We start from the raw sequence: 25,270 nt of genomic DNA, 5'->3' as shown, positions 1-25,270 counted from the left end.
CGCCGCCAGTCAATAACCCAATGTAACAATTTACAATGTTAATGATTCCCCGGCTCCGCGCGCAGCCGTGCCACCTGCGCCTCCACGTCGCGCCAGGCCGGTTTGTCGCCGGCATAGCGTTGGCGCAGATAATTCACCAGCGCCGTCACCTGCCGATCGGAAAAGCTGTCCTTAAAGCCCGGCATAAAGCCCAATTCGGCGGTAGCCGGTTTGGGGATCCCTTGCAGGATCACCTTGATCAGGTTATCGGGGCGATCGCTGAAGATATTGGTGTTATTGGCCAGATCGGGACTGACGCCGAACAGCTGCGGCCCGCCGGCGGCGGCGCTGTGGCAGGCCTGGCAAGCGCCCTGAAATAACCGCTCGCCGGCCAGTTGCCCCGCCGCCGGCAAGGCGCGGGCCGCCAACTGCGCCTGCGGTTCCACATTCAGCGTCGCCTTGGTGCTCAGCGACATCACATAGTTGGCCATCGCCCGCAGATCGCTCTGCGGCAACGTCGCCAGTTCGCTGACCACCGGCCCCATCGGCCCGGCCGCCACGCCGTGCTCGGCGGAATGCCCGCTGCGGAAGTACTGAAACAGCTGTTCCTCGGTCCAGGGCTTGTCCGCATTGGCCAATTGATTCAGCGCCGGCGCTTCCCACCCGTCCACCATTCCCCCCGCCAGGAAAGCCGCGCCGCCCTTTTCCGCCCCCAGCAGATTGCGCGGCGAATGGCAGGCGGCGCAGTGGCCGAGCCCGTTGACCAGATAGGCGCCGCGGTTCCACTGCGCGCTTTGTTGCGGATCGGGTTGATATTCCCCCTGGCGCAGGAACAGCGCGTTCCAGCCGGCCATCAGCGGCCGCAGGTTAAACGGGAAGCGCATCTGATTGGCCGGATTGCTCTGGCGCACCGCCGGTTGCGACATCAGATAAGCGTACAGCGCCTGCATGTCGCCGTCGGTCATTTTGCTGAAGGCGATGTAAGGAAATGCCGGATACAGATGGCGGCCGTCGCGGGCGATGCCCTGGCGCATCGCCCGATCGAACGCGGTAAACGACCAGTTGCCGATGCCGGTTGCCACGTCCGGGGTAATGTTGGTGCTGTAGAGCGTGCCGAACGGCGTCGCCATCGCCAGCCCGCCGGCGTTGGTCGCCCCTTCCGACGCGGTATGGCAAACCGCGCAGTCTCCGGCGGCGGCCAACTGGCGGCCGCGCTCCAGCGTGGCCGCCGACCAGGTGCCGGTGCCGGGCGTCGCCACCGGCGCGATCTCCGCCCGCCACGGCAAGGCGCTGCCGGCGATGCCCAGCACCGCGCCGAACAGCCCCGCCGCACCGCCGAACCACCATTTGCCGCGCTTCTTTTTCTTGGGCGGGGCGGTCTGCCGCTCGGCGTCCGGCCCGTTCAGCGCCTCGCGCAGTTTGTCCGAGGTGATCGGCAGCTCGCGAAAACGAATGCCGGTAGCGTCGAATACCGCGTTGGCGATGGCCGCCGCGCTGGGCACCGACGCCGATTCCCCGGCGCCCAGCGGCGGATCGTAAGGGCGCGGCATCATCACCACGTCCACTTCCGGCACCTCCGGGAAGGTCAGGATCGGGTAAGCTCCCCATTCTTTGGCGGAGACCGTCGATTCCTCAAAGGTCACGCGTTCTTTCAATACCCGGCTGGTCGATTGCAATACGTTGCCGTGAATTTGGTGGCGCACGCCGTCCGGGTTGACCATCATGCCCGCGTCGTGGCCGACCACGATGCGCGTCACCGCCACTTCGCCGCTGGCTTTGTCGATCGCCACGTCGGCCACCCAGGCGGCCCAGGCCGCGCCAAAGCCGGGAAACTTGCTGTGGATGTAACGGGCGTAGGCAAAGCCGCGCCCGCGCAGCACGCCGTCTTCCGCCGGGGTCTGCATCGGTTCGGTATGCGGCGTCCAGCCGGCGCGTTCTGCCGTGCTGCGCATCAGCTCACTGGCGCGTTCGTCATCGATATAGCGCAGTCGATATTCCAGCGGATCGACACCGGCGGCGTGGGCCAGCTCATCGATATAAGATTCGTGGGCGAAGGTGTTCGGCAAGGCGGAAACACCGCGCATCCAGGAGGCGCGCACGATCGGCGCCATGTCCTCGATGCTGACGCGCAGCGCCGGATATTCATAAGGCGGCACCGAGGTACGGTCGCCCATTTCATAGGCCACCGGCAGCGGTTCAACCCGGCCGGTCAGCAGCAGCGCCAGCGTCGGCGCGCCGTTGGAAGGATAATAGGTGCGAAAATCGTAGGCGACCGGATGTCCGGCGGCGTCCAGCCCGCCGTCCACCTCCATCAGCTGCGCGGTGCCCTTCGGTTCCCACACATGCTCTTGCTCGCGGGTCAGCTGCACCCGCACCGGCCTGCCCACCGCACGCGACAGCAGCGCCGCGTCGGCGCAGACGTCATCGGCGCAATTGCGGCCATAGCAACCGGCCGCCTCCATGCGAACGATCTCGATCTGCGCTTCCGGGTATTCCAGCAGCCAGGCCAGATCGGCGCGCAGCAGGTGCGGGTTCTGGCTGCCCGACCAGACCTGCAGGCGCTCCGGCCGGTAGTCCGCCAGCGCGCAGGAAGGGCCAATCGAGGCATGCAGCTGATACGGCCACAGGTAGCTGCGGGTGAAACGCCTGTCAGCCGTCGCCAGCGCCGCGTCCACATCGCCGGTATCGTGCACCACCCGGGTCGAATGGGGGTTGTCGCGCAGCGCCTGCGCCACGTCGGCCATCTGCGGCAAATTGCGCCGCCAGTCTTTCCAACTGACCTGCAGCGCCTGCGCCGCCTTGATCGCCTGCTCTTCGCGCTCGGCGACAATGCCGATGAAATCGCCGATCACCACCAGTTTGACGATGCCGGGAATATGCGCGATCGAGGTTTCATCCACCGCCAGCAGGCTGGTGCCGACAAATTCGCCGCTGTCGTACCCGGAATAGGGCGGCCGCACCACCCGGCCGTGCAGCATGTTCGGCAGGCGCATATCGTGTACATAGGTGATTTCACCGGTCGCCTTGGCCGGAATATCGACGCGCGCGGCGCTGGTGCCCACCAGGCGATACTCCGCCTGCGGTTTCAGCGGTGCGTCGCCGGAAATCGACAGCTCGACATGACCGCCGGCCACCAGCTCGGCGTAGCTCAGCGCCTGCCCCTGCGGGCTGCGGATCACGCCCTCCTCCAGCGTCAGCTGTTCCACCGGCGCATCGAAGCGCTGCGCCGCCTGGCGCAACAGCCAACGGCGCGCTTCGGCGGCGGCGTTGCGCAGCGGCACGGCGGAGATCTGCAGCGTGGCGCTGGCGATGGTGGCGCCCTGATTCGGCGCGCGCTCGGTATCGCCCAACACCATTTGTACCTGATCCATGCGCAGGTACAGCTCTTCGGCGACAATTTGGCCGAGCGCGGTGCGCACGCCGGTGCCGAGATCGACATGGCCGTTAAAGGCATAGATTTCGCCGCTGTCGCACAGGGCGATAAACAGCCCTTGCTCCCTGGGCTTCAGCACCGGCGCTTGCCCTTTGGGCACCGGCCCCGAAGGCGGTTGCACGCTGTCGACGATCAGCAGCACGCCGTCGCGCTGCAGCAATTCGGCCTGGCTCGGCGATGAGGGACGGGAATCAGTCATAAGCGTGGGCGCCCTCATCGCGGCAGAGAATGATGGCGCGCTGAACCGCACGCAGGATTTCGAGATGGGTGCCGCAGCGGCACAGGTTGCCGGACAGCGCCTGACGGATCTCCGCCTCGCTCGGGGCGGGATTGCGATCCAACAGGGCTTTGGTGGTCATGATCATGCCGTTGAGGCAGTAGCCGCATTGCGCCGCCTGCTCTTCGATAAAGGCGCGCTGCACCGGGTGCGGGCGCTGGCGATCGCCAAGGCCTTCCAGGGTCACGATCGCCCGGCCGGACACGCCGAGCGCCGGGATCACGCAGGAGCGCGCCGCCACGCCGTCGATCAACACGGTACAGGCGCCGCATTCGCCCAGGCCGCAGCCGTATTTCGGGCCGTTGAGCGCCAGATCGTTGCGCAGTACCAGCAAGAGCGGCGTATCCGCCATCACCTGCGCATGAAGCTGTTCGCCGTTCACCGACAGCATCAGCGGATGCTCCGTCAGCGTGGTTTTCGCGCCTTCCCTGGGCGACTGCACTTCAGATATCGCCATTGTTCGCGTCTCCGCCTGCACTTGATGGTCTTATGGGCTGGCCTCTCGCCACCGACCACCAGGCAACCGACGTTGCGCGGGCGAATCAGCCGGTGGGCGGATCTTCCAGCATTTTATTCAGCAGGAATATCAGCGCTATCCGTTCGGCCGGGTTGAGCGTGCCGAACGTCAGCTCTGTGATTTTCGCCGCCTGCGGCACCGTTTCCGTCAGCAGCACGGCGCCGGCGTCGGTCAGGCCGACCACCACCTTGCGCCGATCCACCGGATCCGGCGTCACCGTGATCAGATCGCGCGCCTTCAGCCGCTCGACGATGCCGCGTATGGTGGCCTGATCCACCGCCGTCACCTGCACCAGCTCGGTCAGCGAGCTCGGCCCCATATCGCGCACCGCGCACAGGGTGATGAACTGCACCGCCGTCAGCTGCGAATCGCCGACGTTTTGCTGAAAAATCGCCAGGTGGCGCTGATAAACCTTGCGCAGCAGGTGCCCGACTTGCTCGGTAAAATGATAATTTTCGGGTTGGCCGCTCACGGCTGACGGGTATTCGGGGGGCGTCATTGCGTTACTCTCACCATCTATGGAATTCACGAGAATAGTACAAACCCCCGCCGTTGGCAGCAACGATTAAGCCCGACGCACGCGCGAGGCCTCCGGCGCCACCACTTCCCCGTCCGCCACCACCGTTTGCCCGTCGAGGCGGATGTCGCAGCGGCGCAGCGCGATGTCCATATGGCAAGGCGTTTTGCGCGTGCCGCCCACTTCGGTGTTCGGCCCGGTGGAGAACAGGAAGTTGCCGTAGAACGCGCGCGCGTCCATGCACATGCCGTCGTTCTTGTCGTGCAGGCCCATCGCCGTCCACTGGGCGCGCGGCTGCAGGCCCCAGCCGATATGCGAGATGCCGTACACCTCCGGATCGTCGAAGTATTTCATGTATTCGCGCAGGTATTCCGCCTCGAAGCCGCCGTGAATGCGGGTGACGAAGCCTTGTTCGATCTCCAGCGTGATGCGTTCGCGCGCGTAGCTTTTAAACGGCAGCAAGATATCGCCGACCTCCAGCACCAACACCCCTTCCGCCTGCTCCTCATTCGGCCAGGTGAACAGGAACCCGCTCGGCCAGTGATCCCAGCGCCCCGGTTCATCGGCATAGCCGTACTCGGTCACCGTCGGGTATTGCCCGAGCGGCGCGCGGAAATCGCTGCCGGCGGCGGAGGTCACCTGCATCAGCTTCGCCTGCTCCAGCACGGCGGCGGCGGCCAGCACCCGCGCCTTGTCCTCCGCGTTAGGCAACATGCGCGCCAGCACCTCCGGCGGCTCCACCGCCAGCAGGATGCGGGTGCCGGTTTTCAGGATCTGCTCCTGCTCCGGCGAATGCAGCAGCATCATGGTATCGACGATCAGGTCGGCGGCCTCCAGCGCACGCTGCGCCGCCAGGTTGCCGGTCAGCGCGGTATCGCCGCAATAGGCGGTCATGTCGTTGCCCATCGCCCGCGGATGGTTGAACGCCGGCAGCTCGACGGCATACACCCTGGCGCCCAGCCGCAGCGCCGCGTCGGTCGCGGCGCGCACCGTGCGCGCATCGGAATAATGGCTTTTCAAAATCGCCACGCTCTGCGAAGCATCGACCTTCGACAGCGTAAGCACCTGCTCGAACAGCTGTACCAACTGGGTTTCATTGACCGCCATGGCCTGTCTCCTGTCTCGTCAAGGGTGTCCGCCGCCCGCAAGGTGGCGGTGATTTTTCAAACAATTTAAAGTGAACACACTCATTTTTATCTAAGTCAAAAAATCAAAGGAAAGCAAGCTGCGAATATCCACCATAAGAAAGTCCTATTTCATCCCTTGTCAATCCTGTGATTAACATGAGTTTAACAGTAAAGCGCTGTCAATTAGCGTGAGCAAGATCTGATTTAACACTTTTGCAACTTTGCGTTATCTAGTGCATACACTATAAATCGATCGTCCAGCCATGCGTTGGACCTACGCTGAAAAAAGCCAACAGACAGGGGAAACATGATGAGCAAACAACCACGCATCGCCGTCGTCGGCGCCGGGCTGGGGGGCGCCGCCGCCGCCGGGCTGCTGCAAAAAGCCGGCTTTACCGTCGATCTGTATGAACAGAGCCCGGCGTTCTCGCGCCTCGGCGCCGGCATTCACATGGGGCCGAACGTACTGAAGATTTTCCGCCGGCTCGGTATTGAGCAGCGGCTGGAGCAGATGGCGTCTCATCCCGATTTCTGGTTCAGCCGCGACGCCGAAAGCGGCGACTACCTGTCGCGCATCGAACTGGGCGGCTTTGCCCGCCGGGAGTACGGCGCCGCCTATGTGACGGTGCACCGCGGCGATTTGCAGGCGTTGCAGCTCTCCGCGCTGCAGCCCGGCACCCTGCACTTCGGCAAATGCCTGAGCAAGATTGAAGATCGCGGTGACGAGGTGGTGCTGAACTTCATCGACGGCACCTCGGCCCACGCCGACATCGTGATCGGCGCCGACGGCATCAACTCGCGCATCCGCGAACATCTGCTGGGCGCCGAAGCGCCGACCTACAGCGGCTGGGTGGCCCACCGCGCGCTGATCCGCGGCGAGAAGCTGGCGAAATACAACCTTACGTTCGAAGACTGCGTGAAGTGGTGGTCGGCGGACCGCCATCTGATGGTCTACTACACCACCCAACGGCGCGACGAGTATTACTACGTCAGCGGCGTGCCGCACCCGGCCTGGGATTTCCAGGGCAGCTTCATCGACAGCAGCCGCGAAGAGATGTTCGAGACCTTCGCCGGCTACCACCCGATCGTGCAGGCGCTGATCGAATCCAGCGAGCAGGTCACCAAATGGCCATTGCTGAACCGCAAACCGCTGCCGCTGTGGAGCGAGGGCCGCCTGGTGCTGCTCGGCGATGCCTGCCACCCGATGAAGCCACACATGGCGCAGGGCGCGGCGATGGCGATCGAAGACGCCGCCATGCTGACCCGCTGCCTGCAGGAAACCGGCCTTGGCGACTACCGCACCGCCTTCCAGCTATATGAAGCCAACCGCAAGGAGCGCGCTTCACAGGTGCAGGCGGTGTCCAACGCCAACACCTTCCTGCGCACCCAGGAAGATCCGGCCTGGGTCTACGGCTATGACCTGTACGCGCAAGCGCTGAAATCGGAGAACGCCGCATGAGCACTTTCCTCTACGGCGCCCACGTTCACGCCAACGGCATTCGCCAACACTACCTGCGCTACGGCGGCCACGGCCCGGCGCTGATCCTGATCCCCGGTATCACCAGCCCGGCGATCACCTGGGGCTTCGTCGCCGAGCGGCTGGGGGAAAAATACGACGTCTACGTGCTCGACGTGCGCGGCCGCGGTCTGTCGTCCAGCGGCCCGGAACTGGCTTATGACGCGGAGACCTGCGCGCAGGACGTCAACGCCTTCGCCGCCGCGCTGAGCCTGGACAGTTACGCCCTGCTCGGCCATTCGATGGGCGCCCGCTTCGCCCTGCGCGCCGCCGTTTTGCAGCCCGCCGGCGTGCGGCGGCTGGTGCTGGTCGATCCGCCGGTTTCCGGCCCCGGCCGCCGCGCCTATCCCGGCCAATGGCCGTGGTACGCCGACTCGATCCGGCAGTCGCTGCCGGGCATGAGCGCCGAGCAGATGCGCGCCTTCTGCCCGACCTGGAGCGAAGAGCAGCGCCGGCTGCGCGCCGAGTGGCTGCACACCTGCTACGAGCCGGCGATCCAACGCGCCTACGACGATTTTCATCAGGTGGACAGCCACCGCGACTACCCGCTGCTGACCATGCCGACGCTGCTGATGGCCGCAGGCAAAGGCGGCGTCATTCAGCCCGAAGACCGGGCGGAGATCCGCGCGCTGCAGCCGGAGATCGCCATCGTCGAGGTCGAGAACGCCGGGCACATGATCCCGTGGGACGACTTCGACGGCTTCTTCCGCGCCCTGGGCGATTTTCTGGATTAACTGAGGAACACCGACATGAGCAACCACTACCGCATCGGCCAGATCGTGCCCAGCTCCAACACCACGATGGAAACCGAGATCCCGGCGATGCTGGGCGCGCGCCAGCTGATACGCCCGGAGCGCTTCACCTTTCATTCCAGCCGCATGCGCATGAAACACGTCAATAAAGAAGAGCTGGCGGCGATGGACGCCGAGTCCGATCGCTGCGCGCTGGAGCTGTCCGACGCGCGGGTCGACGTGCTCGGCTACGCCTGCCTGGTGGCCATCATGGCGATGGGGCTGGGCTACCACCGCGAATCGCAGGCTCGGCTGGCGCAGGTGACGAAAGACAATCAGGCCGCCGCGCCGGTTATCAGCAGCGCCGGCGCGCTGGTCAACGGCCTGAAGGTGATCGGCGCCAAACGCATTGCGCTGGTGGCGCCCTATATGAAACCGCTGACCCAGCTGGTGGTGGACTACATCCAGCACGAAGGCATTGAGGTCAAGGTATGGCGCGCGCTGGAGATCCCGGACAACCTCGAAGTCGGCCGGCACGATCCGGCCAGGCTGCCGGGGATCGTCGCCGAGATGGATTTACGCGAGGTCGATGCTATCGTGCTGTCCGCCTGCGTGCAGATGCCTTCGCTGCCGGCGGTTCCGACGGTGGAGGCCCAAACCGGCAAGCCGGTGATCACCGCCGCCATCGCCACCACTTACGCGATGCTGACCGCGCTGGAGCTGGAACCGATCGTTCCCGGCGCCGGCGCCCTGCTGTCCGGCGCCTATTGAGGAGGCAGAATGAACGACACCCTCAGCGACAACTACCGCGGCGTCTGGGGCCAGCGTATCGGCTTCGGCCGGCGCCCGGCGCTGCTGGCGATCGACTTTATGCAGGCCTACACCACCGAAGGCGCGCCGCTGTTCGCGCCGGGCGTGGTGAGCGCGGTCGAGGAGAGCCGCGAGCTGCTGGCCTGCGCGCGCCGCACGGGAATTCCTGTCATCCACACCCATATCCGTTATCATGCAGGCCATTTTGCCGATGGCGGTCTGTGGGTCAAAAAAGCGCCGGTGATGAAGGACATGGTGGCGGGCAACCCGCTGGCGGCGTTCTGCCCGGCGGTAGCGCCGCTGGCCGATGAGGTGGTGCTGAGCAAGCAATACGCCAGCGCCTTCTTCGGCACCGCGCTGGCGCCGCTGCTGGTGGCGCAAGGGATCGACACGCTGCTGATGATCGGCTGCTCCACCAGCGGCTGCATCCGCGCCAGCGCGGTGGACGCGGTGCAGCACGGCTTTCGCGCCATGGTGGTGCGCGAGTGCGTCGGCGATCGTCACCCCGGCCCGCACGAAGCCAACCTGTTCGATATCGACAGCAAATACGGCGACGTGGTGCACAAACGGGAGGCGCTCGACTACCTGAACCGGTTATGAGTCAAGGATTCACCTGCAACGACAATAACGAAGGCGCAAACAGCGCCTCACGCGACCGCCCGAAACAGGGCGGCGCCCCTGCAACGCAAACACAACAGGCGCCTCCTGCGGAGGCCAACACGCACCACCTGGAGACAACATCATGGCCATTGTCGACACCCCGCTGGCGGGGAAAGCGGACGCAGAATCGCTGCTGCTGTACCGCAAAATCACCTGGAAACTGATCCCGTTTCTTTGCCTGTGTTACCTGGCGGCCTACCTCGATCGCATCAACGTCGGGCTGGCCAAGCTGCAGATGGCCGACGCGCTGCAGCTGAGCGAAGCGGCCTTCGGCCTCGGCGCCGGGCTGTTCTTCGTCGGCTATATTCTGTTCGAAGTGCCGAGCAACCTGATCCTGCAGCGCGTCGGCGCCAAAATGTGGATCGCCCGCATCATGATCACCTGGGGGCTGTTGTCCACCGCCACCATGTTCGTCACCACGCCGACCCAGTTCTACGTCATTCGTTTCCTGCTCGGCGTGGCGGAGGCCGGTTTTTTGCCCGGCGTGCTCTTTTACCTGACGCTGTGGTTCCCGACCTATCGCCGCGGCCGCATCATCGCGCTGTTCATGATCGGCCTGCCGCTGTCCAGCGTGATCGGCGGGCCGCTGTCCGGCTGGATCATGGGCCATTTCGACATGCTTCACGGGCTGCACGGCTGGCAATGGCTGTTTTTGCTGGAGGGCATTCCCAGCGTGCTGTTGGGCGTGCTGACCTTTTGGCTGTTGCCTAACACCTACCAGCAGGCCAAGTGGCTGACGCCCGAGGAGAAACAGCGCATCGCCGACGATCTGGCGCGCGACGACGCCGAGGCCGATCACGGCAAGCACAGCTTCCGCGACGGCTTCTTCAACCTGAAAGTCTGGATGCTCGGCGGCATCGACTTCGCCATTCTGCTCAGCGCCTACGCCATGGGCTTTTGGATGCCGACCTTCATCAAAACCGCCGGCGTCACCGACATCACCACCATCGGTTACCTGACGGCGATCCCCAGCGTCGCCGCCCTGCTCGGCATGCTGCTGATCGGCAGCAGTTCCGACCGGCTGCGCGAACGGCGCTGGCATATCATCGTGCCGTTTATCGTCGGCGCGCTGGCGATGGCCGGCAGCACCTTCTTTACCCACAACGCGCTGGCCACGGTGCTGCTGTTCTCCATCGCCCAGGCGGCGATCATCGGTGCGGTGCCGGTGTTCTTCAGCCTGCCGGCCACCTTCCTGCGCGGCACGGCGGCGGCGACCGGCTTCGCGCTGGCCTGTTCGCTGGCCAACATCGCCGGGCTGGTGAGCAATTCGCTGATGGGGCTGGCGCTGGATCTGACCGGCAAGAGCGGCGGCGCGCTCTGGGCCTTCGCCGGCTGCCTGCTGCTCAGCTCGCTGCTGGTGGTGGCCCTGCCGGCCAAGGTGGTGAACCGCTGAATGTCGACCAAGCCAAAAAGACCAAGGGCGCATAACGCGCCCTTTTGTTTGCTTACCGGGAGTGGCCGAACTTACTCGTCCTTCAGCCCGCGGTTGATCAGCATCGGTTCGATGCTCGGCTCTTTGCCGCGCCAGTCGATGTACAGCTTCTCCAGATCCTGGCTGTTGCCGCGCGACAGGATCATGTCGCGGAAGCGCTGGCCGTTTTCGGCGGTCAGGCCGCCGTGTTCGGTGAACCACTGGAAGGCGTCGTCCGCCAGCATTTCCGTCCACAGATAGGCATAGTAGCCCGCGGCATAGCCGTTACCCCAGATGTGCTGGAAGTAGCTGGAACGGTAGCGCGGCGGCACGTAGCTGAGATCGACCTTGTCTTTTTGCAGCGACTCGGCCTCGAACTTGTCCACGTCCTGCTGCGGCTGATCGGCGGTCAGCATGTGCCAGTGCATGTCCAGCAGCGCGGCGGACAGCAGCTCGGTCATGCTGTAGCCCTTGTTGAACTTGTCGGCCTTCTTGATCTTGTCGACCAGTTCCTGCGGCATCGCCTCGCCGGTCTGGTAGTGCTTGGCGAAGTGGCTGAACACTTTCGGATCGCTGACCCAGTGCTCGTTGAACTGCGACGGGAACTCGACGAAGTCGCGCGCGGTGTTGGTGCCCGACAGGCTCGGGTATTCCTGATCGGCGAACATGCCGTGCAGCGCGTGGCCGAACTCGTGGAACATGGTGATTACGTCGTCATACGACAGCAGCGCCGGCTGGCCCGGCGCCGGTTTGGTGAAGTTGGCGACGTTGTAAATCACCGGCTTGGTGCCGTTGAGCTTCGACTGATCGACGAAGTTGCTCATCCAGGCGCCGCCGCCCTTGTTGTCGCGCTTGAAGTAGTCGGTGTAGAACAGCGCCAGCGACTTGCCGTCCTTGTCGAACACTTCGTACACCTTGACGTCCGGCTGATAGACCGGGATGTCCTTGCGCTCCTTGAAACTGATACCGTACAGCAGGTTGGCGGCGTAGAACACGCCGTTGTTCAGCACGTTGTTCAGCTCGAAGTAAGGCTTGATCTGCGACTCGTCCAGATCGTACTTGGCCTTGCGCACCTGTTCGGCATAGAACTGCCAGTCCCAGGCCTGCACCTTGAAGTCGCCTTTCTGCTGGTCGATCACCGCCTGAATGTCTTTGGCTTCACGCTCGGCGCGCGCGGTGGCCGCCGGCACGATGTTGCGCATAAAGCTCAGCGCGGCATCCGGCGTCTTGGCCATCTGGTTTTGCAGTTTCCAGGCGGCGTAGTTCGGGTAGCCCAGCAGCCTGGCCTGCTCGGCACGCACCTTGGCCAGACGGGAAATGGTCTGGCGGGTATCGTTGCCGTCGCCCTTCTCCGCACGCGTCCAGGAGGCGTCGAACAGCGCCTGGCGGGTGTCGCGATCTTTCAGGCTCTGCAGCAACGGCTGTTGCGTGGTGTTTTGCAGCACCAGCAGCCACTGTTTCTCCAGCTTGCGTTCGGCGGCCGCCTGGGCCGCCGCAGCCAGCTCGCCTTCCGACAGGCCGTCCAGCTTCGCCTGGTCGGTTATCGCCAGCGCGCCGTTTTTGCTCGCCGCCAACAGTTTGTTGGTGAACTGGGTGCTCAGCGTCGCCGCTTCCTGGTTCAGCGCCTTCAGCTTGGCCTTGTCGGCGTCCGACAGGTTGGCGCCCGCCAGTTCGAAGTTCTTGTAGGTCACTTCCACCAGCCGGCGCGACTCCGGATCCAACTTCAGCGCATCGCGATCCTGATAGATGGCCTTGATGCGCGCGAACAGCTTGCCGTTGAGCATGATGTCGTCGTTCAGCGCCGCCAGCTTCGGCGAGGTTTCTTCATCCAGCTTTTGCAGCGCGTCGCTGGTGTTGGCCGAGGTCATGGCGCCGAACACGTTCATCACCCGCGTCAGCAACGAACCAGCCTGCTCCAGCGCCACCAAGGTATTCTTGAAATTAGGCTTGGCCGGGTTGTTGGCAATCTTCTCCACCTCTTCCCGCTTTTGCTTGATGCCCGCTGCGATCGCCGGCGCGTAGTCGCTCTCCTTGATCAGGTTGAACGGCGGCGCCTGGAACGGCAGACGGCTTTGATAGAAGAACGGATTTTGAGTCTTTTGCTTGTCGTGCTGATTGGCTTCACCGGTCACGTTAGCCTCCTTCGCCTGGCCGCTGGGCAGTGCACTATGGTCGGCGTGAGGTTGGGTTTCTGCTGCCTGTGCCTGCGAGCCCAGCGCCATGCCGATCGCCAGCACCAATGTGGATAAACGCATCAAATCGAAACTCCTCCATGTTCACGGAATAAGGTCTCGGGGAATCGCTCCCTCTGAGTCACCTCCTAGCTTAGGTGCAGTTGGCAGTTTGAGCAAAAACAAGTGATTAGAAGTTAGCCGCCTCGCCGGCCGCTGCCAGAAGCTCCAGTGACATCTTTGTTTTTTATCACCAACATATAGTCACATAATGTAATTAGTTTATAGGAAATTAATTCAATGCCATTGATAAATAAAGAAGAATCATAAAATACCCTGTTGACTTATCAGGTTACTCAATGTAACTTGATGTAAATTTTGATTAATGGAGCTAATCAAATTGCAGCTTATAACGGAAATAGTTCTTATTGTCATTTTCATCCTCATTATCAGTGCAACTTATAAAAACGCGAAGAAAAAAGGCTTGCGCACGTACCATATCGTCATGCTGTTCTTGATATTCCCCCTTGCCGTATTTTTAGACTACTGCCTGCAGCGCCAAGCGATCCTTTTGGATACGGCCGCCCTTAAAATCACGGCAATGTATGGTTTGTCGATGGCAGTTATTTTTTCGCTTGTGTTATCTATTACCTCTCGCAAGAAGGAGCTTAAATGAGAGCCTTAACGGAAGTTGAGTTGTCATGTATTAACGGTTCTGACGGCAATGATTCTTATAATCCGACTTCACTTATTGTCGGCAGCCTGAGCACAATAGCGAAATTGCCCACCCCCGTATCATTAGCCGTGGGCGTGGGCACGGAAATCGCTATTCAGGCCGCACCGCACATGCCCGTTAACGTTGCTATTCCACAGGTTCCCATGGGCCCAACATGGAATGGCAGTGGCGGTGGTCGCCCTTCACCGTCGTCGTCACTTTCAACACCGGATTCTTCAAATTAAAAAAACGTGGGCCTTATTATCCCTTGAAAAATAAGGCCGATATTTAACTTGCCCTGCGCCCATAAAAATAACGATTAAAAAAATGAAAAACCTCGCCATGCTTCACGAAAGCTTGATTCCTTTTGTCGCAAAAAAGACAGGTTCTCAATTACTCTGGCACAACGAATTAAGCCCTGCCGAGCAGGACGAACTGAAAAATGAGGCCAGCTATCTCATCGAAGAAAATAATCGTCATGCTATTTTTGATGACGGCACGCCGCTCTTAAACGATGAAAAAGTCTTTTTCGCCGAACGTTATGGCGGCGGGGCTATTTCGCGCAACGGCGGTGGCGCACGCTGTGGCTTTGATGGGCGATGGCAGGTTAAAGGCATCGGAGCCAATGCGTTAGTCGGTCAAGGGGCAAAGCATGTCGATGGCGAGTTGACAATGACCGGCGCAGTATTGGAGGCATTGTGGGGAAACGTCATGGCCAAACTGCTGCCTTACGGCGCCGTGCCCAATAAGGCGATCTTGCTGACCGACAACCCCATCGCCACCCTCTCTCCTGCATCGGCGGGAGATGTCCATAACCACAAGGCGTTGCTGGTGCGCGAACCCGTCGTGCGCCCTGCACATTTTTGCCGCGCACCCTACTATCATCCTCATGATGCGATGCAAAGGCAGCCTTCGGATATTGAGCGGACCGAAAAGCTCATTGTCGCCGCACCGTCCTTTTTGCCTCGTCCCTCTGAGTTTGACGCTGTGCGCTGGTTGGCATTGCCGCAGGAAGAACGAGCATTCTACGGGCTCTGCGAGCTTGCCCGGCGCCTTGCGACGCAGATAGCTTACTGCCGTACCCGCCATTTGGTGATGATGACCTCACCCTCCAATTGCGATATGGCCGGCAGGCTGCTGGACTTTCATGGTGTTCGCAGCGTTTTTCCCGCAGAACGTCGAGATCCCGGCCGCAGCTACATTCAGCACAACAAACTCAACGAAGACGCCCCTTTGTTGCTGAGAGGCATGCAAGATCTCGCTTTTTATTTAGCCAAGCATCAATTTGGCCCGGCATTTCTCGCGGCAGCGCACCAAGGCATCGGCGCGGCCTTTAGTATGGCCTACAAGCGAGCCTGCCTGCTGGATAATCTCGGTATGGCGGGTTTTGCCCCTGCATTTTTACAACGCCTGCCTCTCACCGCTGAATGGTTCGCCTTAGGCGAACGCTTGCAAAAAATGTTCGATTTGGCTCCTGGCGTCTTTAGCCGTCGACAAGGTCTGGGCCAGGGGAATGCTCATCCGGCGATTGCCCTGTTGCATCGGCTCATCGACTCGCCCGTAAGGGTTTCCGCCGAACAACAGGGTACGACAGCGGAGGAGAAATTTTCTCTGGCATTCCAGCGGTTATACGCGAAGTACCTTCAGGAAACATCAGCGGATCAAACCGCCGCCGGATTACAACAGGCGATGAAGCAGACCGTCACCCGAAGGTTGGGCTCCCGCGCGTTCATGCGCCGTGAAGTGATTTTTCAAGAAATTGCCGGCTGGCGCGGTGAAGTCAGCGAGATCAGCGAACAGTTGCAAACCTATCTGGATCGTTTCGAGCGCCAGGCGATCAACGTATTACAATAATAACGCTGAGGATATTTCGTGAGTTTTATCAAAGAAAACCAGCAGGGTAAAAGTAAGTTCAGTCAATACGAGAGCCTGGGCTTCGCCGTTAACTGTATGCTGATGAATAAAAATTACAGTTTGTACCATATAAAAACGTTGCAGCTATGGACTCAGGAAGCGATTAATCAAAACCAATTCAAAATATTATTCGACCATTTGGACAATCCGTTAGGATATATAACCTGGGCCTACCTGAGAGATGAGACGCTGGGTCGATTTATTAACGATCCGCAGTTTCTTCTCCATACCTCAGAATGGGATGAGGGCGGCACGCTGTGTATTTTAGATTTTTGCTGCAAGCCAGGCAGCGCGCATTTATGTTTGGAACACCTTAAAACAGTTCACCCAATCGCAGAACGTCGCACGGTTGTATGGCGTTCCCGCCGAACGGGCAAACTGATGACGGTAAAAAAATAAAGAAAAATAAACATCAGGGATGAGCCGATGAGCAAGCATCAACTATTGGATTCACAGGCGGGATTTTACTACGGCACCAAGATCGGCGATGACAAATCGAGCTATAATATCGCGGAATATGTCGAAATAAATCACACTCTCGATATCGCAAGAATGAAACGTGTCATTCATCGCGTCATCAGCCAAACGCCGACGCTGCACGTTCTGTTTGATGAAGATAACGGTACGCCTTATCAATATCCCGTCACCGCCAACATCTCAGTGGAATGGGTAGATCTTTCGCAGCGCGCCAACAATATGGCCACAGCGATCGAATTAATGGAAGCGGATGCCAAGCGCCCGTTCTCGTTGAACGCTGCGCCGTTATTCAGACAAAAAATCATTAGACTGGGTGAGCAACGCTTTCTGTGGTATTTCTGCAGCCACCATCTGCTGCTTGATGGTTACGGCACTTATTTGCTGATCCACCAAGTGGCACAGGCCTACCGAGGCCAAACGCAGCAACCGCAAGACGTACCTGCGATCGATGCCTTGCTCAGGGCTGAATCTGAGTATAAACAGTCAGCCGCCTATCAAGCGGACCGACATTTTTGGCAAGCAGCCAGCGCCTCACTGCCAGACCCGATGACATTAGCCTGCGCCAATATTCCCTCGGGACAAACGATCCGCCATGTGACTTCGTTGCCCTATCCTGCCGAGCGCCTTGCGCTGCAAACCGGGCACCCTTCTTGGCTGGCGCGCACTTTCGTGGCAGTGATGGCATATTTGTACTTGTGTACCGGCGAGAAACAGCAAACGATCGGCGTCCCAATGATGGCGCGAACAGACTCCCTGACGAGGCAGGCGCTGACTTGCAAAACCAACGTTGTTCCTTTGACGCTCGATATTGAGGACACGGCCTCATGCCGACAGTTGGCGCAAACCATTGAACGCGTGCTCAGGCAACTCAAAAAACATCAAGCGTTCCGTTACGAAGAGATAAAAAGTCTGAGGAGCGTCACCAGCCGCTCGCCGCTGTTCAACATCGTGGTCAATATCATTCCCTTTGAAGCGGCAGCCTCATTTTCTTCCGTGCAGCGCAGCGAAATCCGTAATTTACGCTCAGGAGGCGCGCAGGATCTGGTCTTCAACATGCGTCCCGATCTCGATAACCAAACGCTTCGGCTGGAGATCGATGCCGACTCAGGGCTTTACGATGCGGCCAGCCTGGTGCGGCACAGCCAGGGGATACAGACCTTGTGCGCCTTGCTGTATCACGACCCGGAAAATCTTTCCGTCGCGGCATTGCGACAACGTTTCCCGCTCTCGCTGCAGGGTAAAGCAGCCAACGAGAACGTGGTCGATATAATGCAACGTATCGATCGTGCCGTCGTTCAAGCGCCGCAACGCACGGCGATCCTCACGCCCGCACACGCTTCGTTGTCGCTAAGAGCGCTGTCTTATGCCGTTTTGCAGCAACAGTGGCGTGCGCTGGCCGATACCCTGGCCCCCGCCCGTGCTGCATACACCGTGCTGTTGCTCGACTTGCCGCAAGGGCCGGAAGCCATCATCTGCATGCTTGCTGCGCTGCAGTTGAAAATGCCGTTCGTCAACCTGAATGCCAAAGGGGATGGAGCGGCTCATCGTCAACTGCTTGAACAGTTTAGCGACGCTATCCTGATTACCGATCGCACACTTCCCTCCTTTCATTCCGAACCTGACGCATTGGCGCATTGGCGCGCATCGACACTCGATATGCCGGCGGATTTCGCGCACTTCACCGTGTTTCGCCGGCAAACAGCGGCAGAGGTGCCGCCATTCCCGGCCGGAACCGGCTATATCATGTTTACCTCCGGCTCGACGGGAATGCCTAAAGGCGTGATAGGCGCCCGACATGCTCTCAACGTTTTTGTCGATGCGGCGATAAAATGCTATGGCATTCAACCGCATGAACGCGTGTTGCAATTTGCGCCCTTGCATTTCGATGCGTGCATTGAAGAAATTTTCATGACGCTGGGTGCCGGCGCCCACCTGTGTATCGCCCCTGAGGCCGTCAAGCACAGTTTTGCCGCTTTCTTCACATTCTGCGCCGATCATCAAATCAGCCTGCTGGATCTGCCGACCGCCTACTTTAATGAGATGCTGTTCGCCTCCGGCGGCGAACAGACGCTGCCGCCGGCCGTCACGACCGTTATCATCGGCGGCGAAAGCCTTTCACCGCGATCCAAAGAAAGCTGGTTCGCGCACTATCCCAAAGGCAGAAAGTTATTCAACTCCTACGGCCCAACCGAGACAACCGTGGTGGCGACGGTCGCCGAAATCAAAAACGATGGCGCCGCCGTGACGATAGGCGCACCGTTGGACGGTATATACACGGCGATCGTCGGCGAGGATCTCAGGCTGTTGCCGCTCGGCTGCAGCGGCGAATTACTGATAGCCGGAGCGACCGTCAGCCTGGGATATTTGCATCAGCCAACGCTGAGCGCGGAAAAGTTCGTCACCCTTGAGGTTAACGGCCATCCCATGCCCGCCTTTCGTACCGGCGATATCGCCTGCCAGCGCCAGGATGGGCAGTTGGTGTTCCTTGGCCGCAAAATTCGTGAAGCGAAAATCGCCGGGCAGCGCGTCAATATGGGTGAGATAGAAAGCTGTCTGGCCCGGTTGCCCGCAATTGTCGAAATTGCCGTGCTGGCCAAAAGCGGCGACGCGGGAACGGAACTGTACGCGCATTATCACAGCCGGCAGCCGCTCAGCGAGGCAATGCGCCGCACGCTGTATGGCGAACTGCCCAATGCACATATTCCTCAGCGCTTCGTGCATCACCCAACGCCGCTGGCCAAACTGGCTAACGGCAAGATTGATTATCGCACCCTGGAAAGACAATCCCGGCTGCCTGAACCCACACGGGAATTGCGTTCTACGACATTCAACACCCTGGTGAATGAGGTTTGGCTGGCGACGCTGGGCAGTGACGATGGCGACTTCTTCACGCTCGGCGGCGAGTCGCTGCAGGCCATAAAAATCATTAACGCGCTTAACGCCCACTGTCGGTTGGATCTGAACCTGAGCGACATTTTTGAACATCCGAGACTCACCGATTTCTGCCGACACCTAACGCAGCTGGCCCATGCACGCTATGGCCTGGATCCGCAGCATCTTGACATCCGCTGCGCTATCGGCCGCCGCCTATCAACCGAGGCGCCGGCCAGCAGCCGGCTGTTTATTCAATCTCCCGAAGGCGCAGATGAACGACTTTTGTTGGCCGCCCTCGCCGACAAACACGGTGTGGACATTCTGTCACCGCAGGCGCTGCCGTTGCATGCTGAATGGCCGCTGAACGCGGCCATATTCAACGTACCGAACGAAGCCACGCAATATGCCAGCTGGCTTGATGCGCTTTCGGCCCTGCTGCTCGTCCTGCCCGGCCGAGTTAACTACATGATCTTTATGCATGATACAGCCGGCGGCGCCAGACTCACGCAAAGCCTGCTGCGCGATTTTCGGCATGAGCGGCTGCTGTTGCTGCATAAAACCGATTCGCGCCGCCAAGCCGTCGACGCCGGCGTTACTGAGTTGATAGCCTTTTCCGCGCGGCTTGGCTATTTCCCGCACATCCGGTTCGATACGGCCAATGAGCGATTGAACGGCTGCGTACTGAGGATCTTCGGCTTCGATGATGGCGAGAATATCGATCATCGCGCCGCCTTCACAATGGCACAGCGGAGAAACCCGGGAGTGCAGTTGTGTAGCTTGTCGCATTGGCTGAATTTGATTTCCGCCCACAGCGACAAACGCCCGAATAAAAGCGGTCGAACAGGGAAAGCTATCGACGTCAACATGGAAGGAGTGCACTGATGAGCGTCATCGGCCTGATCAATCTGATGGAAATGGCGAAACAGGGAGCAACATTCGGCGAGCTGTCGCCTCGACGCCAAACCATCGAGCATGTCGACGCCGCCGCCCTCAGTGCGGTGCAGGAAGACATCACCGCATTTTTATCTGTCTGTACGCCAGATAATGCAGTGCGAGACACCGGGGAGAAGCCTTGTTACACCGTCAATCACTACGCGGGGCAATACCTGTGGCTGTATGAAAACTTCACCAAGAACAGCCCGCTGTATAACATTCCGATCGCCAAAGAGATCCTGGGACCCTTTGAACCCACGCGTTTGCTCGCCGCGCTGAAAAAACTACTCAAGCGGCACGGTGCGCTTTGCGGCCGCTATCGGCTAGACGGGGAAGCCATCACCGTTGACATCGTGCACCCTGATGAAACCATTTTCGAACACAGTCTCGAGGACATCAGCGGGCAGAATAGTGAGGAGCAGCAAAAAAGTATGCTAGCGGCGCTTAACGCCCAGTGCACGATTCCGTTTGATCTCGGTGCCGAGTATCCCCTGCGCTGCCGGATCTTGAGAAAGAGCGCGCAGCACCACTATCTGTTCTTGACTTTTCACCATTGCGTGGTCGACGGCTGGACGGCCAATTTGCTGGTGGATGAACTGAGCCGTGGCTATCACGCGCACGAAGAGCATTGCCATTATGACAACGGCCAGGCGTTTTTCCGCTACCTTGAAGACCCTTTCCTCGCCGTCGCCAATGTCGATGACAGCATGGCGTTTTGGCGCGATGAACTGGATGGTGCGCCGGAAAAACACGCGCTTGAATACGATATCGCCATCACCGCGGCAGGAAAAACACAGAATATCGTCAGAACATCGCTGACGAACGAACTGCAGTCGGCTCTGGCCCAGTTAGCCAAACATAACGGTACGACGCTGTTTACGCTGTTGCACTCCGCCTTCGCGTTACTGATTGCCAGAGAATCTGCGACGGATCGCGTGGTCATCGGTAGCCCGATCGCCAACAGGAACGAGCCAACGTTAAACGATGCCGTGGGCAGCTTCGTCAACACGATCGCTCACCAATTTATCATCACTGGCGACGACAGTTTCACCGCGCTGCTGCAAAAGAACGCGAATAAATTTGCGCGCGCTTTCAAACATCAGGGTTTGCCATTCTCTTACCTGGTTGAACAACTCAAGCCCACGCGCGGCAAGTTTCACCCCATTTTTCAAATCATGTTCGTCTGCCAACATCGCAAAAGCAATGAGCTAAATGTTGGCGGTGCGCAGGTTAACACCCTGCCGAGAGGCTATGCGCCGCCCAAGTTTGATCTGGTTCTGGAAGTGATTTCCAGCGCAGAGGGCATTCAGTTGGAATGGCAATACAACGCCAAGCTGTTTACGCCGGAGCGCATTGATGGATTGGCGCAAGCTTACGCATTGCTGCTGCAGCAAATTGCCTGCGATCCCTCGCGGGCCGTCGGCCACTATTCGCTGGCGTCAATGGCCGATAACCGGCAATTGCGTCAGCTCTCCATCGGACAGGCAATGCCGGCATTCTTGCGGCAACCTCTTCCCGATCGGCTGTTACGCACTGCCCACCAGCATGCGGATCGCCCGGCTTTGTACGAGGGCGATAGCGTATGGCATTACGATCGGCTGTTGCGGCACGCCGGCCTCGTGGCGCATTGGCTGATCGCCCATACCGCCCCAGGCGCGCTCATCGCCATCGATCTTCCACGCGGCGCTCATCAAGCTATTGCGGCGCTCGGCGTGATCCTCGCCGGACGCGCCTACTTGCCGTTGGCCGAAGGATTGCCGGATGCCCGCGCAGCGGCCATTATGCGGATATCAGGTTGCGCCTGGGTTTTGAGCAACCAGGCTCACCATCGCGCCCGCTATCCGCAGACTACCCGCATTCAAGATCTGGAGGCGCTGTTTTCCCCTCATGTCACAGACACAGCGACCTTCCCGCCAGGCGAAGCAGAAGCGCTCGCCTATGTCATTTATACGTCGGGGACGACCGGCACGCCAAAAGGTGTGGCTATGGAACAGGGTGCCGTCACCAATACCTTGCTGACCATGAACCGACAGTTTAACGTTTCTCATCGTGACAACGTATTGGCGCTCGCCGATCTGGCCTTCGATTTATCGGTCTATGACCTGTTCGGCAGCTGGCTAGCCGGCGCATCAGTAACGGTGCTATCGCCGCATGAAGCGAAAGAGCCGTCAGCATGGCTAAATGCGATACGCCAGCGGCAAATCAGCATCTGGAACTCGGTTCCCGCCATCTTGCAAATGCTGGTGCAATATTGCGCACAAGAAAACATCCTGTCGCTGCCTCAACTGCGGCATATTTGGCTGAGCGGCGATCGCATCTCTTCGCGGCTGATCGCCGAGGCACATCGGCTTTGCCCCAACGCCACCATCACCAGCCTTGGCGGTGCAACCGAAGGGGCAATATGGTCAATTTATCATCCGGTTACACGAGATACGCACTACAGAAACGCCATCCCCTATGGAACCGCATTGCCAAATCAGAGCATGTGGGTGTTGGATGAAAAACTCGAGCCGTGCGGTTTCGGCGTTACCGGCGACATTTATATCGGTGGCGTTGGGGTTGCCCGCGAGTATTGGCGCGATAGCCAAACCACCGCCGGCAGCTTTGTGCTTTTCCCAACCACCGGAGAACGCGTGTACCGCACCGGCGATCGCGGCCGTTGGCATCGCAGCGGTTACATCGAGTTTCTCGGCCGCGAAGACCAACAGGTGAAACTGCAGGGTTTTCGCGTCGAATTAGGTGACGTCGAATTCGCGCTCAAAAGCAGCGAGCTGGTCGCTGAAGCGTGTGTCGTCTGTCGCGATGAAACCGGGAACGGCACACCGCATCTGGAGGCTTACATCACATTGACCGAGGCGGGGAAAACCTGCATTCAAGCAGAGCAAAGAATACGCGAGCTGGTTACGGCCGCATTGCCCACGTATATGGCGCCATCCCGCTATCATCTCATTGAACGTTTCCCACTTTCACGCAACGGCAAATTGGATCGCACCTTGCTATCGCCAGGCACCGAACGGAGTCAGGCCAGCGATGTTGCACCCGCGGCGTCCGCGGAACTCATGCTGCTACGAGAGCTGTTGGCGAATACGTTAGGCTGTACCCCAGACAAGATCGACCCCCATGCCAGCTTCTTCAGCAATGGCGGCAGCTCGCTTTCCGGCATCACGTTTTTGGGCAACATCAAGCGCGCCCTTAATGTGGAATTAACCCTGGCGGAAATCCTTGGCTACTCACAGCTCGATAAACTTGCCGAGCGTCTGCGCGCGAATGCGCCCCTGCCGTTATCGATGCTGTCCGGCTCAGCCGATCGCCCCTCTCTGCCCACCTTGTATTTGGTGCATGGCGCCGGCGGCCAGGTACATCAATATGCAAAGTGGACAAAACAGCTTTGCGCCTGCGCCAACATCATTACCATCGCCAGCCCGGGGTTGGCCGCGCCAGGCGCAGACGACACACTCACCCTGCAGCGATTGGCCGCCTCCCACTTGGCGGCCATACCGCGTGCCAAACGCGACACGGCCGTTATCGCCGGCTGGTCATTGGGTGGCCAATTAGCTGTCCATTTGGCGGCGCTGGCCACGGAACAAGGCGCGCCCTTTGCGCATGCGGTGGTTGTCGACAGCGGTTTTCCCGCCCAGCAGCCCGCAGTGAAGCGACGTTTCAGCGTGGCCCAAAGTTACCTCAGTCTGTTCGACTCCCTCGGTATTGCGCGCCATTTGTGTCGGCATCAAGAAACGAGTGCGATAGACAGCTTCGCCAACGAGATAAAAATGCACTATGCGCTGAATCAGAGCGTGCTTGCGGAGAAGATCACGCTGGAACATGCCGAAACCTTCTGTTGGGCGCTGAAAAAATCGTTCGAACTAACGAATAACGCCGGCCCCCTGCCGCAGATAGCGATACCGCTAACGCTTTGGCTCAGCCAGCAACGTCAGCGTAAACACCCCCATCTTGCACAACGCTGGGAGATGCAATCCTCGCATAGCGTTCAACTCAGTTATTGTGCAGAAACGCATTACAGCATTTTAAACAACGCTCAACTTCTTCGAGCGCTGACGCAATTGCTGCACGCGTTGTCAACATCATTGGAATAACGCGAGAAGATATCCCCTATCAATCAAACCTATCGAGGCACTGATGAAATTACCAAGCAGTTGGATTTTTTTGTTCTGCTTTTACTACACATTTATGGATATTTTTTATTCTTTATTTTTTTCCGAAGACAGGAGGTTTACCAGCACAATCATTCAATCCTTTATCTTTTCAACCTTGCTAGTGGCATTTTTCTGGTATCGGAAAACTGCAAAAACCAAAAACCAATAATATAAGGAAGTCATTATGAGAGAGCTTACACTTAATGAAGTGAACTTTATCGCGGCAGCTGGGGATTTCAGCTATGCAGAGTTGGGCGGTGCAGTCGCTGCCGGCGCGGTTGGTGGAGCGATGACCGGCGCCATGGCTGGCGGCGTCGGTGCTGGCCCAGGCGCTGTTGCCGGTGCCGTTATCGGTGGTGCCGCCTATACCGCTGGCAAAATGGTGGAATCCATGTTGGGTGGCAATAAACAAACATCGACGAACAATCCTGCCGACAGTAACTAATGCAGGAAGATTCGTATCCATCATATGAAAAGATTATTCATTATATTGTTCGCCATTTTAATCGGGCTTGTTGTTGGCGCGATTGCGGATTATTTCAGCCTCAATCGTTTCTTGAAATACGCCCTTATCGCCTTTGCCGTTATCGCCACGCATAAATTGCTCAATAGCGATCGCGGGCGACGCTCAGCATGATCAACGTGGCTTATTTTAAAATTTAATTACTAAGGAGCAAGTATGCGCAATCTTACCTCTGAAGAATGTTCAATCATTTCCGGTGCAGGAGATCGCAGCGGTACATTGACGGTTTCCGCAGAAACTGTCGGCGCAGCGATCGGCGGCGGCATCGGCTCTATCGGTGGCGTGGCGGGCGGCGTTGTCGGCACTATTGTCGGCGGTGCTGTCGGTAACTATGTCACCGGCGATCGTGCCCCCGGCTCAGTTGGCCCATCAGGCATTCCCTGGGGCGGGAGCAACGGCGGCGGTACCATGTGGGGGAACAACAACAATACCGATTCGAACTGATCGGGGCCCTGCAAGCCTCGCGGTTGACCTCTGCGGTTAACATTGGCTTCAGCGCCTAAAGCGTCACATCATGCCAGGGTTATCATT

19 protein-coding genes are annotated in these 25,270 nt (G+C 59.4%); 14 read left to right on the top strand and 5 right to left on the bottom strand.

Features of this window, described 5'->3' with window-relative positions; translation table 11 throughout:
* Window positions 1–38: 38 nt before the first annotated feature.
* The 4 genes from SSARUM2_RS11745 to SSARUM2_RS11730 form a co-directional block, all read right to left on the bottom strand.
* On the bottom strand, window positions 39–3,611 hold the full coding sequence (locus SSARUM2_RS11745) for a molybdopterin cofactor-binding domain-containing protein (protein ID WP_060452968.1): 3,573 nt from the start codon (window positions 3,609–3,611) through the stop codon (window positions 39–41).
* On the bottom strand, window positions 3,604–4,146 hold the full coding sequence (locus SSARUM2_RS11740) for a (2Fe-2S)-binding protein (protein ID WP_033648245.1): 543 nt from the start codon (window positions 4,144–4,146) through the stop codon (window positions 3,604–3,606). Before SSARUM2_RS11740 ends, SSARUM2_RS11745 begins: the two co-directional genes overlap by 8 nt.
* An 85-nt stretch (window positions 4,147–4,231) precedes the next feature.
* Complete coding sequence (locus SSARUM2_RS11735) at window positions 4,232–4,705, bottom strand: MarR family winged helix-turn-helix transcriptional regulator (RefSeq protein ID WP_033634451.1); 474 nt, start codon at window positions 4,703–4,705, stop codon at window positions 4,232–4,234.
* A 66-nt stretch (window positions 4,706–4,771) separates the two neighbouring features.
* The gene (locus SSARUM2_RS11730) at window positions 4,772–5,830 is read right to left on the bottom strand and encodes a 2,5-dihydroxypyridine 5,6-dioxygenase (RefSeq protein ID WP_015377796.1); all 1,059 of its coding nucleotides are present in this window, start codon (window positions 5,828–5,830) and stop codon (window positions 4,772–4,774) included.
* Window positions 5,831–6,157: 327 nt separating this feature from the next.
* On the opposite strand from SSARUM2_RS11730, the gene SSARUM2_RS11725 reads away from it, so the two are divergent.
* The 5 genes from SSARUM2_RS11725 to SSARUM2_RS11705 all read left to right on the top strand — a co-directional run bounded on the left by SSARUM2_RS11725 (window position 6,158) and on the right by SSARUM2_RS11705 (window position 10,960).
* Window positions 6,158–7,309: an FAD-dependent monooxygenase gene (locus SSARUM2_RS11725; protein ID WP_060438692.1), complete on the top strand. Its 1,152-nt coding sequence runs from the start codon at window positions 6,158–6,160 to the stop codon at window positions 7,307–7,309.
* Window positions 7,306–8,100 (top strand): alpha/beta hydrolase, encoded by a 795-nt coding sequence (locus SSARUM2_RS11720; RefSeq protein ID WP_039566278.1) that lies wholly within the window; start codon window positions 7,306–7,308, stop codon window positions 8,098–8,100. Before SSARUM2_RS11725 ends, SSARUM2_RS11720 begins: the two co-directional genes overlap by 4 nt.
* 66 nt (window positions 8,101–8,166) lie before the next feature.
* Window positions 8,167–8,868 (top strand): Asp/Glu racemase, encoded by a 702-nt coding sequence (locus SSARUM2_RS11715; protein WP_169541415.1) that lies wholly within the window; start codon window positions 8,167–8,169, stop codon window positions 8,866–8,868.
* Between the two features lie 9 nt (window positions 8,869–8,877).
* On the top strand, window positions 8,878–9,507 hold the full coding sequence (locus SSARUM2_RS11710) for an N-carbamoylsarcosine amidohydrolase (RefSeq protein ID WP_033655190.1): 630 nt from the start codon (window positions 8,878–8,880) through the stop codon (window positions 9,505–9,507).
* Between the two features lie 142 nt (window positions 9,508–9,649).
* Window positions 9,650–10,960 carry an MFS transporter gene (locus SSARUM2_RS11705; RefSeq protein ID WP_033655189.1) on the top strand — a complete coding sequence of 437 codons (1,311 nt, stop codon included), beginning with the start codon at window positions 9,650–9,652 and terminating at the stop codon, window positions 10,958–10,960.
* Window positions 10,961–11,031: 71 nt separating this feature from the next.
* Here the strand turns inward: SSARUM2_RS11705 and dcp are convergent, their stop codons facing one another.
* The gene (dcp, locus tag SSARUM2_RS11700) at window positions 11,032–13,233 is read right to left on the bottom strand and encodes a peptidyl-dipeptidase Dcp (RefSeq protein WP_060430152.1); all 2,202 of its coding nucleotides are present in this window, start codon (window positions 13,231–13,233) and stop codon (window positions 11,032–11,034) included.
* 316 nt (window positions 13,234–13,549) lie between these two features.
* Here dcp and SSARUM2_RS11695 point away from each other — a divergent pair, with 316 nt between their 5' ends.
* From SSARUM2_RS11695 to SSARUM2_RS11655, 9 genes are all read left to right on the top strand, one after another.
* On the top strand, window positions 13,550–13,825 hold the full coding sequence (locus SSARUM2_RS11695; RefSeq protein ID WP_060420559.1) for a hypothetical protein: 276 nt from the start codon (window positions 13,550–13,552) through the stop codon (window positions 13,823–13,825).
* Entirely contained in the window at window positions 13,822–14,109 is a 288-nt protein-coding gene (locus SSARUM2_RS11690; protein WP_125460888.1) for a hypothetical protein, read from the top strand. The genes SSARUM2_RS11695 and SSARUM2_RS11690 overlap by 4 nt, the downstream gene beginning before the upstream one ends.
* An 82-nt stretch (window positions 14,110–14,191) precedes the next feature.
* Window positions 14,192–15,718, top strand: coding sequence for a hypothetical protein (locus SSARUM2_RS11685; RefSeq protein WP_060442939.1), 1,527 nt, complete (start codon window positions 14,192–14,194; stop codon window positions 15,716–15,718).
* 18 nt (window positions 15,719–15,736) lie between these two features.
* Complete coding sequence (locus SSARUM2_RS11680) at window positions 15,737–16,177, top strand: toxin-activating lysine-acyltransferase (RefSeq protein ID WP_033634445.1); 441 nt, start codon at window positions 15,737–15,739, stop codon at window positions 16,175–16,177.
* 27 nt (window positions 16,178–16,204) lie between these two features.
* On the top strand, window positions 16,205–20,011 hold the full coding sequence (locus tag SSARUM2_RS11675) for an AMP-binding protein (protein WP_060452967.1): 3,807 nt from the start codon (window positions 16,205–16,207) through the stop codon (window positions 20,009–20,011).
* The gene (locus SSARUM2_RS11670) at window positions 20,011–24,156 is read left to right on the top strand and encodes a non-ribosomal peptide synthetase (RefSeq protein ID WP_060452966.1); all 4,146 of its coding nucleotides are present in this window, start codon (window positions 20,011–20,013) and stop codon (window positions 24,154–24,156) included. The genes SSARUM2_RS11675 and SSARUM2_RS11670 overlap by 1 nt, the downstream gene beginning before the upstream one ends.
* A gap of 244 nt (window positions 24,157–24,400) precedes the next feature.
* Complete coding sequence (locus SSARUM2_RS11665) at window positions 24,401–24,661, top strand: hypothetical protein (protein WP_049196799.1); 261 nt, start codon at window positions 24,401–24,403, stop codon at window positions 24,659–24,661.
* A 24-nt stretch (window positions 24,662–24,685) separates the two neighbouring features.
* Complete coding sequence (locus SSARUM2_RS11660) at window positions 24,686–24,853, top strand: hypothetical protein (protein ID WP_154067229.1); 168 nt, start codon at window positions 24,686–24,688, stop codon at window positions 24,851–24,853.
* A gap of 42 nt (window positions 24,854–24,895) precedes the next feature.
* Window positions 24,896–25,183, top strand: coding sequence for a hypothetical protein (locus SSARUM2_RS11655; protein ID WP_025302730.1), 288 nt, complete (start codon window positions 24,896–24,898; stop codon window positions 25,181–25,183).
* The last annotated feature ends 87 nt before the right edge of the window (window positions 25,184–25,270 follow it).

Origin of the sequence: Serratia sp. K-E0102, assembly GCF_029962625.1 — a bacterium.
Taxonomy (GTDB): Bacteria; Pseudomonadota; Gammaproteobacteria; order Enterobacterales; family Enterobacteriaceae; genus Serratia; species Serratia sarumanii.
This window is presented reverse-complemented; position numbering and strand designations above follow the sequence as displayed.

Coding starts and splice junctions, on each gene's coding strand:
- SSARUM2_RS11745 (WP_060452968.1), bottom strand. CDS start 3,611: ATGACTGATTCCCGTCCCTCATCGCCGAGCCAGGCCGAATTGCTGCAG.
- SSARUM2_RS11740 (WP_033648245.1), bottom strand. CDS start 4,146: ATGGCGATATCTGAAGTGCAGTCGCCCAGGGAAGGCGCGAAAACCACG.
- SSARUM2_RS11735 (WP_033634451.1), bottom strand. CDS start 4,705: ATGACGCCCCCCGAATACCCGTCAGCCGTGAGCGGCCAACCCGAAAAT.
- SSARUM2_RS11730 (WP_015377796.1), bottom strand. CDS start 5,830: ATGGCGGTCAATGAAACCCAGTTGGTACAGCTGTTCGAGCAGGTGCTT.
- SSARUM2_RS11725 (WP_060438692.1), top strand. CDS start 6,158: ATGATGAGCAAACAACCACGCATCGCCGTCGTCGGCGCCGGGCTGGGG.
- SSARUM2_RS11720 (WP_039566278.1), top strand. CDS start 7,306: ATGAGCACTTTCCTCTACGGCGCCCACGTTCACGCCAACGGCATTCGC.
- SSARUM2_RS11715 (WP_169541415.1), top strand. CDS start 8,167: ATGGAAACCGAGATCCCGGCGATGCTGGGCGCGCGCCAGCTGATACGC.
- SSARUM2_RS11710 (WP_033655190.1), top strand. CDS start 8,878: ATGAACGACACCCTCAGCGACAACTACCGCGGCGTCTGGGGCCAGCGT.
- SSARUM2_RS11705 (WP_033655189.1), top strand. CDS start 9,650: ATGGCCATTGTCGACACCCCGCTGGCGGGGAAAGCGGACGCAGAATCG.
- dcp (WP_060430152.1), bottom strand. CDS start 13,233: ATGCGTTTATCCACATTGGTGCTGGCGATCGGCATGGCGCTGGGCTCG.
- SSARUM2_RS11690 (WP_125460888.1), top strand. CDS start 13,822: ATGAGAGCCTTAACGGAAGTTGAGTTGTCATGTATTAACGGTTCTGAC.
- SSARUM2_RS11685 (WP_060442939.1), top strand. CDS start 14,192: ATGAAAAACCTCGCCATGCTTCACGAAAGCTTGATTCCTTTTGTCGCA.
- SSARUM2_RS11675 (WP_060452967.1), top strand. CDS start 16,205: ATGAGCAAGCATCAACTATTGGATTCACAGGCGGGATTTTACTACGGC.
- SSARUM2_RS11670 (WP_060452966.1), top strand. CDS start 20,011: ATGAGCGTCATCGGCCTGATCAATCTGATGGAAATGGCGAAACAGGGA.
- SSARUM2_RS11665 (WP_049196799.1), top strand. CDS start 24,401: ATGAGAGAGCTTACACTTAATGAAGTGAACTTTATCGCGGCAGCTGGG.
- SSARUM2_RS11660 (WP_154067229.1), top strand. CDS start 24,686: ATGAAAAGATTATTCATTATATTGTTCGCCATTTTAATCGGGCTTGTT.
- SSARUM2_RS11655 (WP_025302730.1), top strand. CDS start 24,896: ATGCGCAATCTTACCTCTGAAGAATGTTCAATCATTTCCGGTGCAGGA.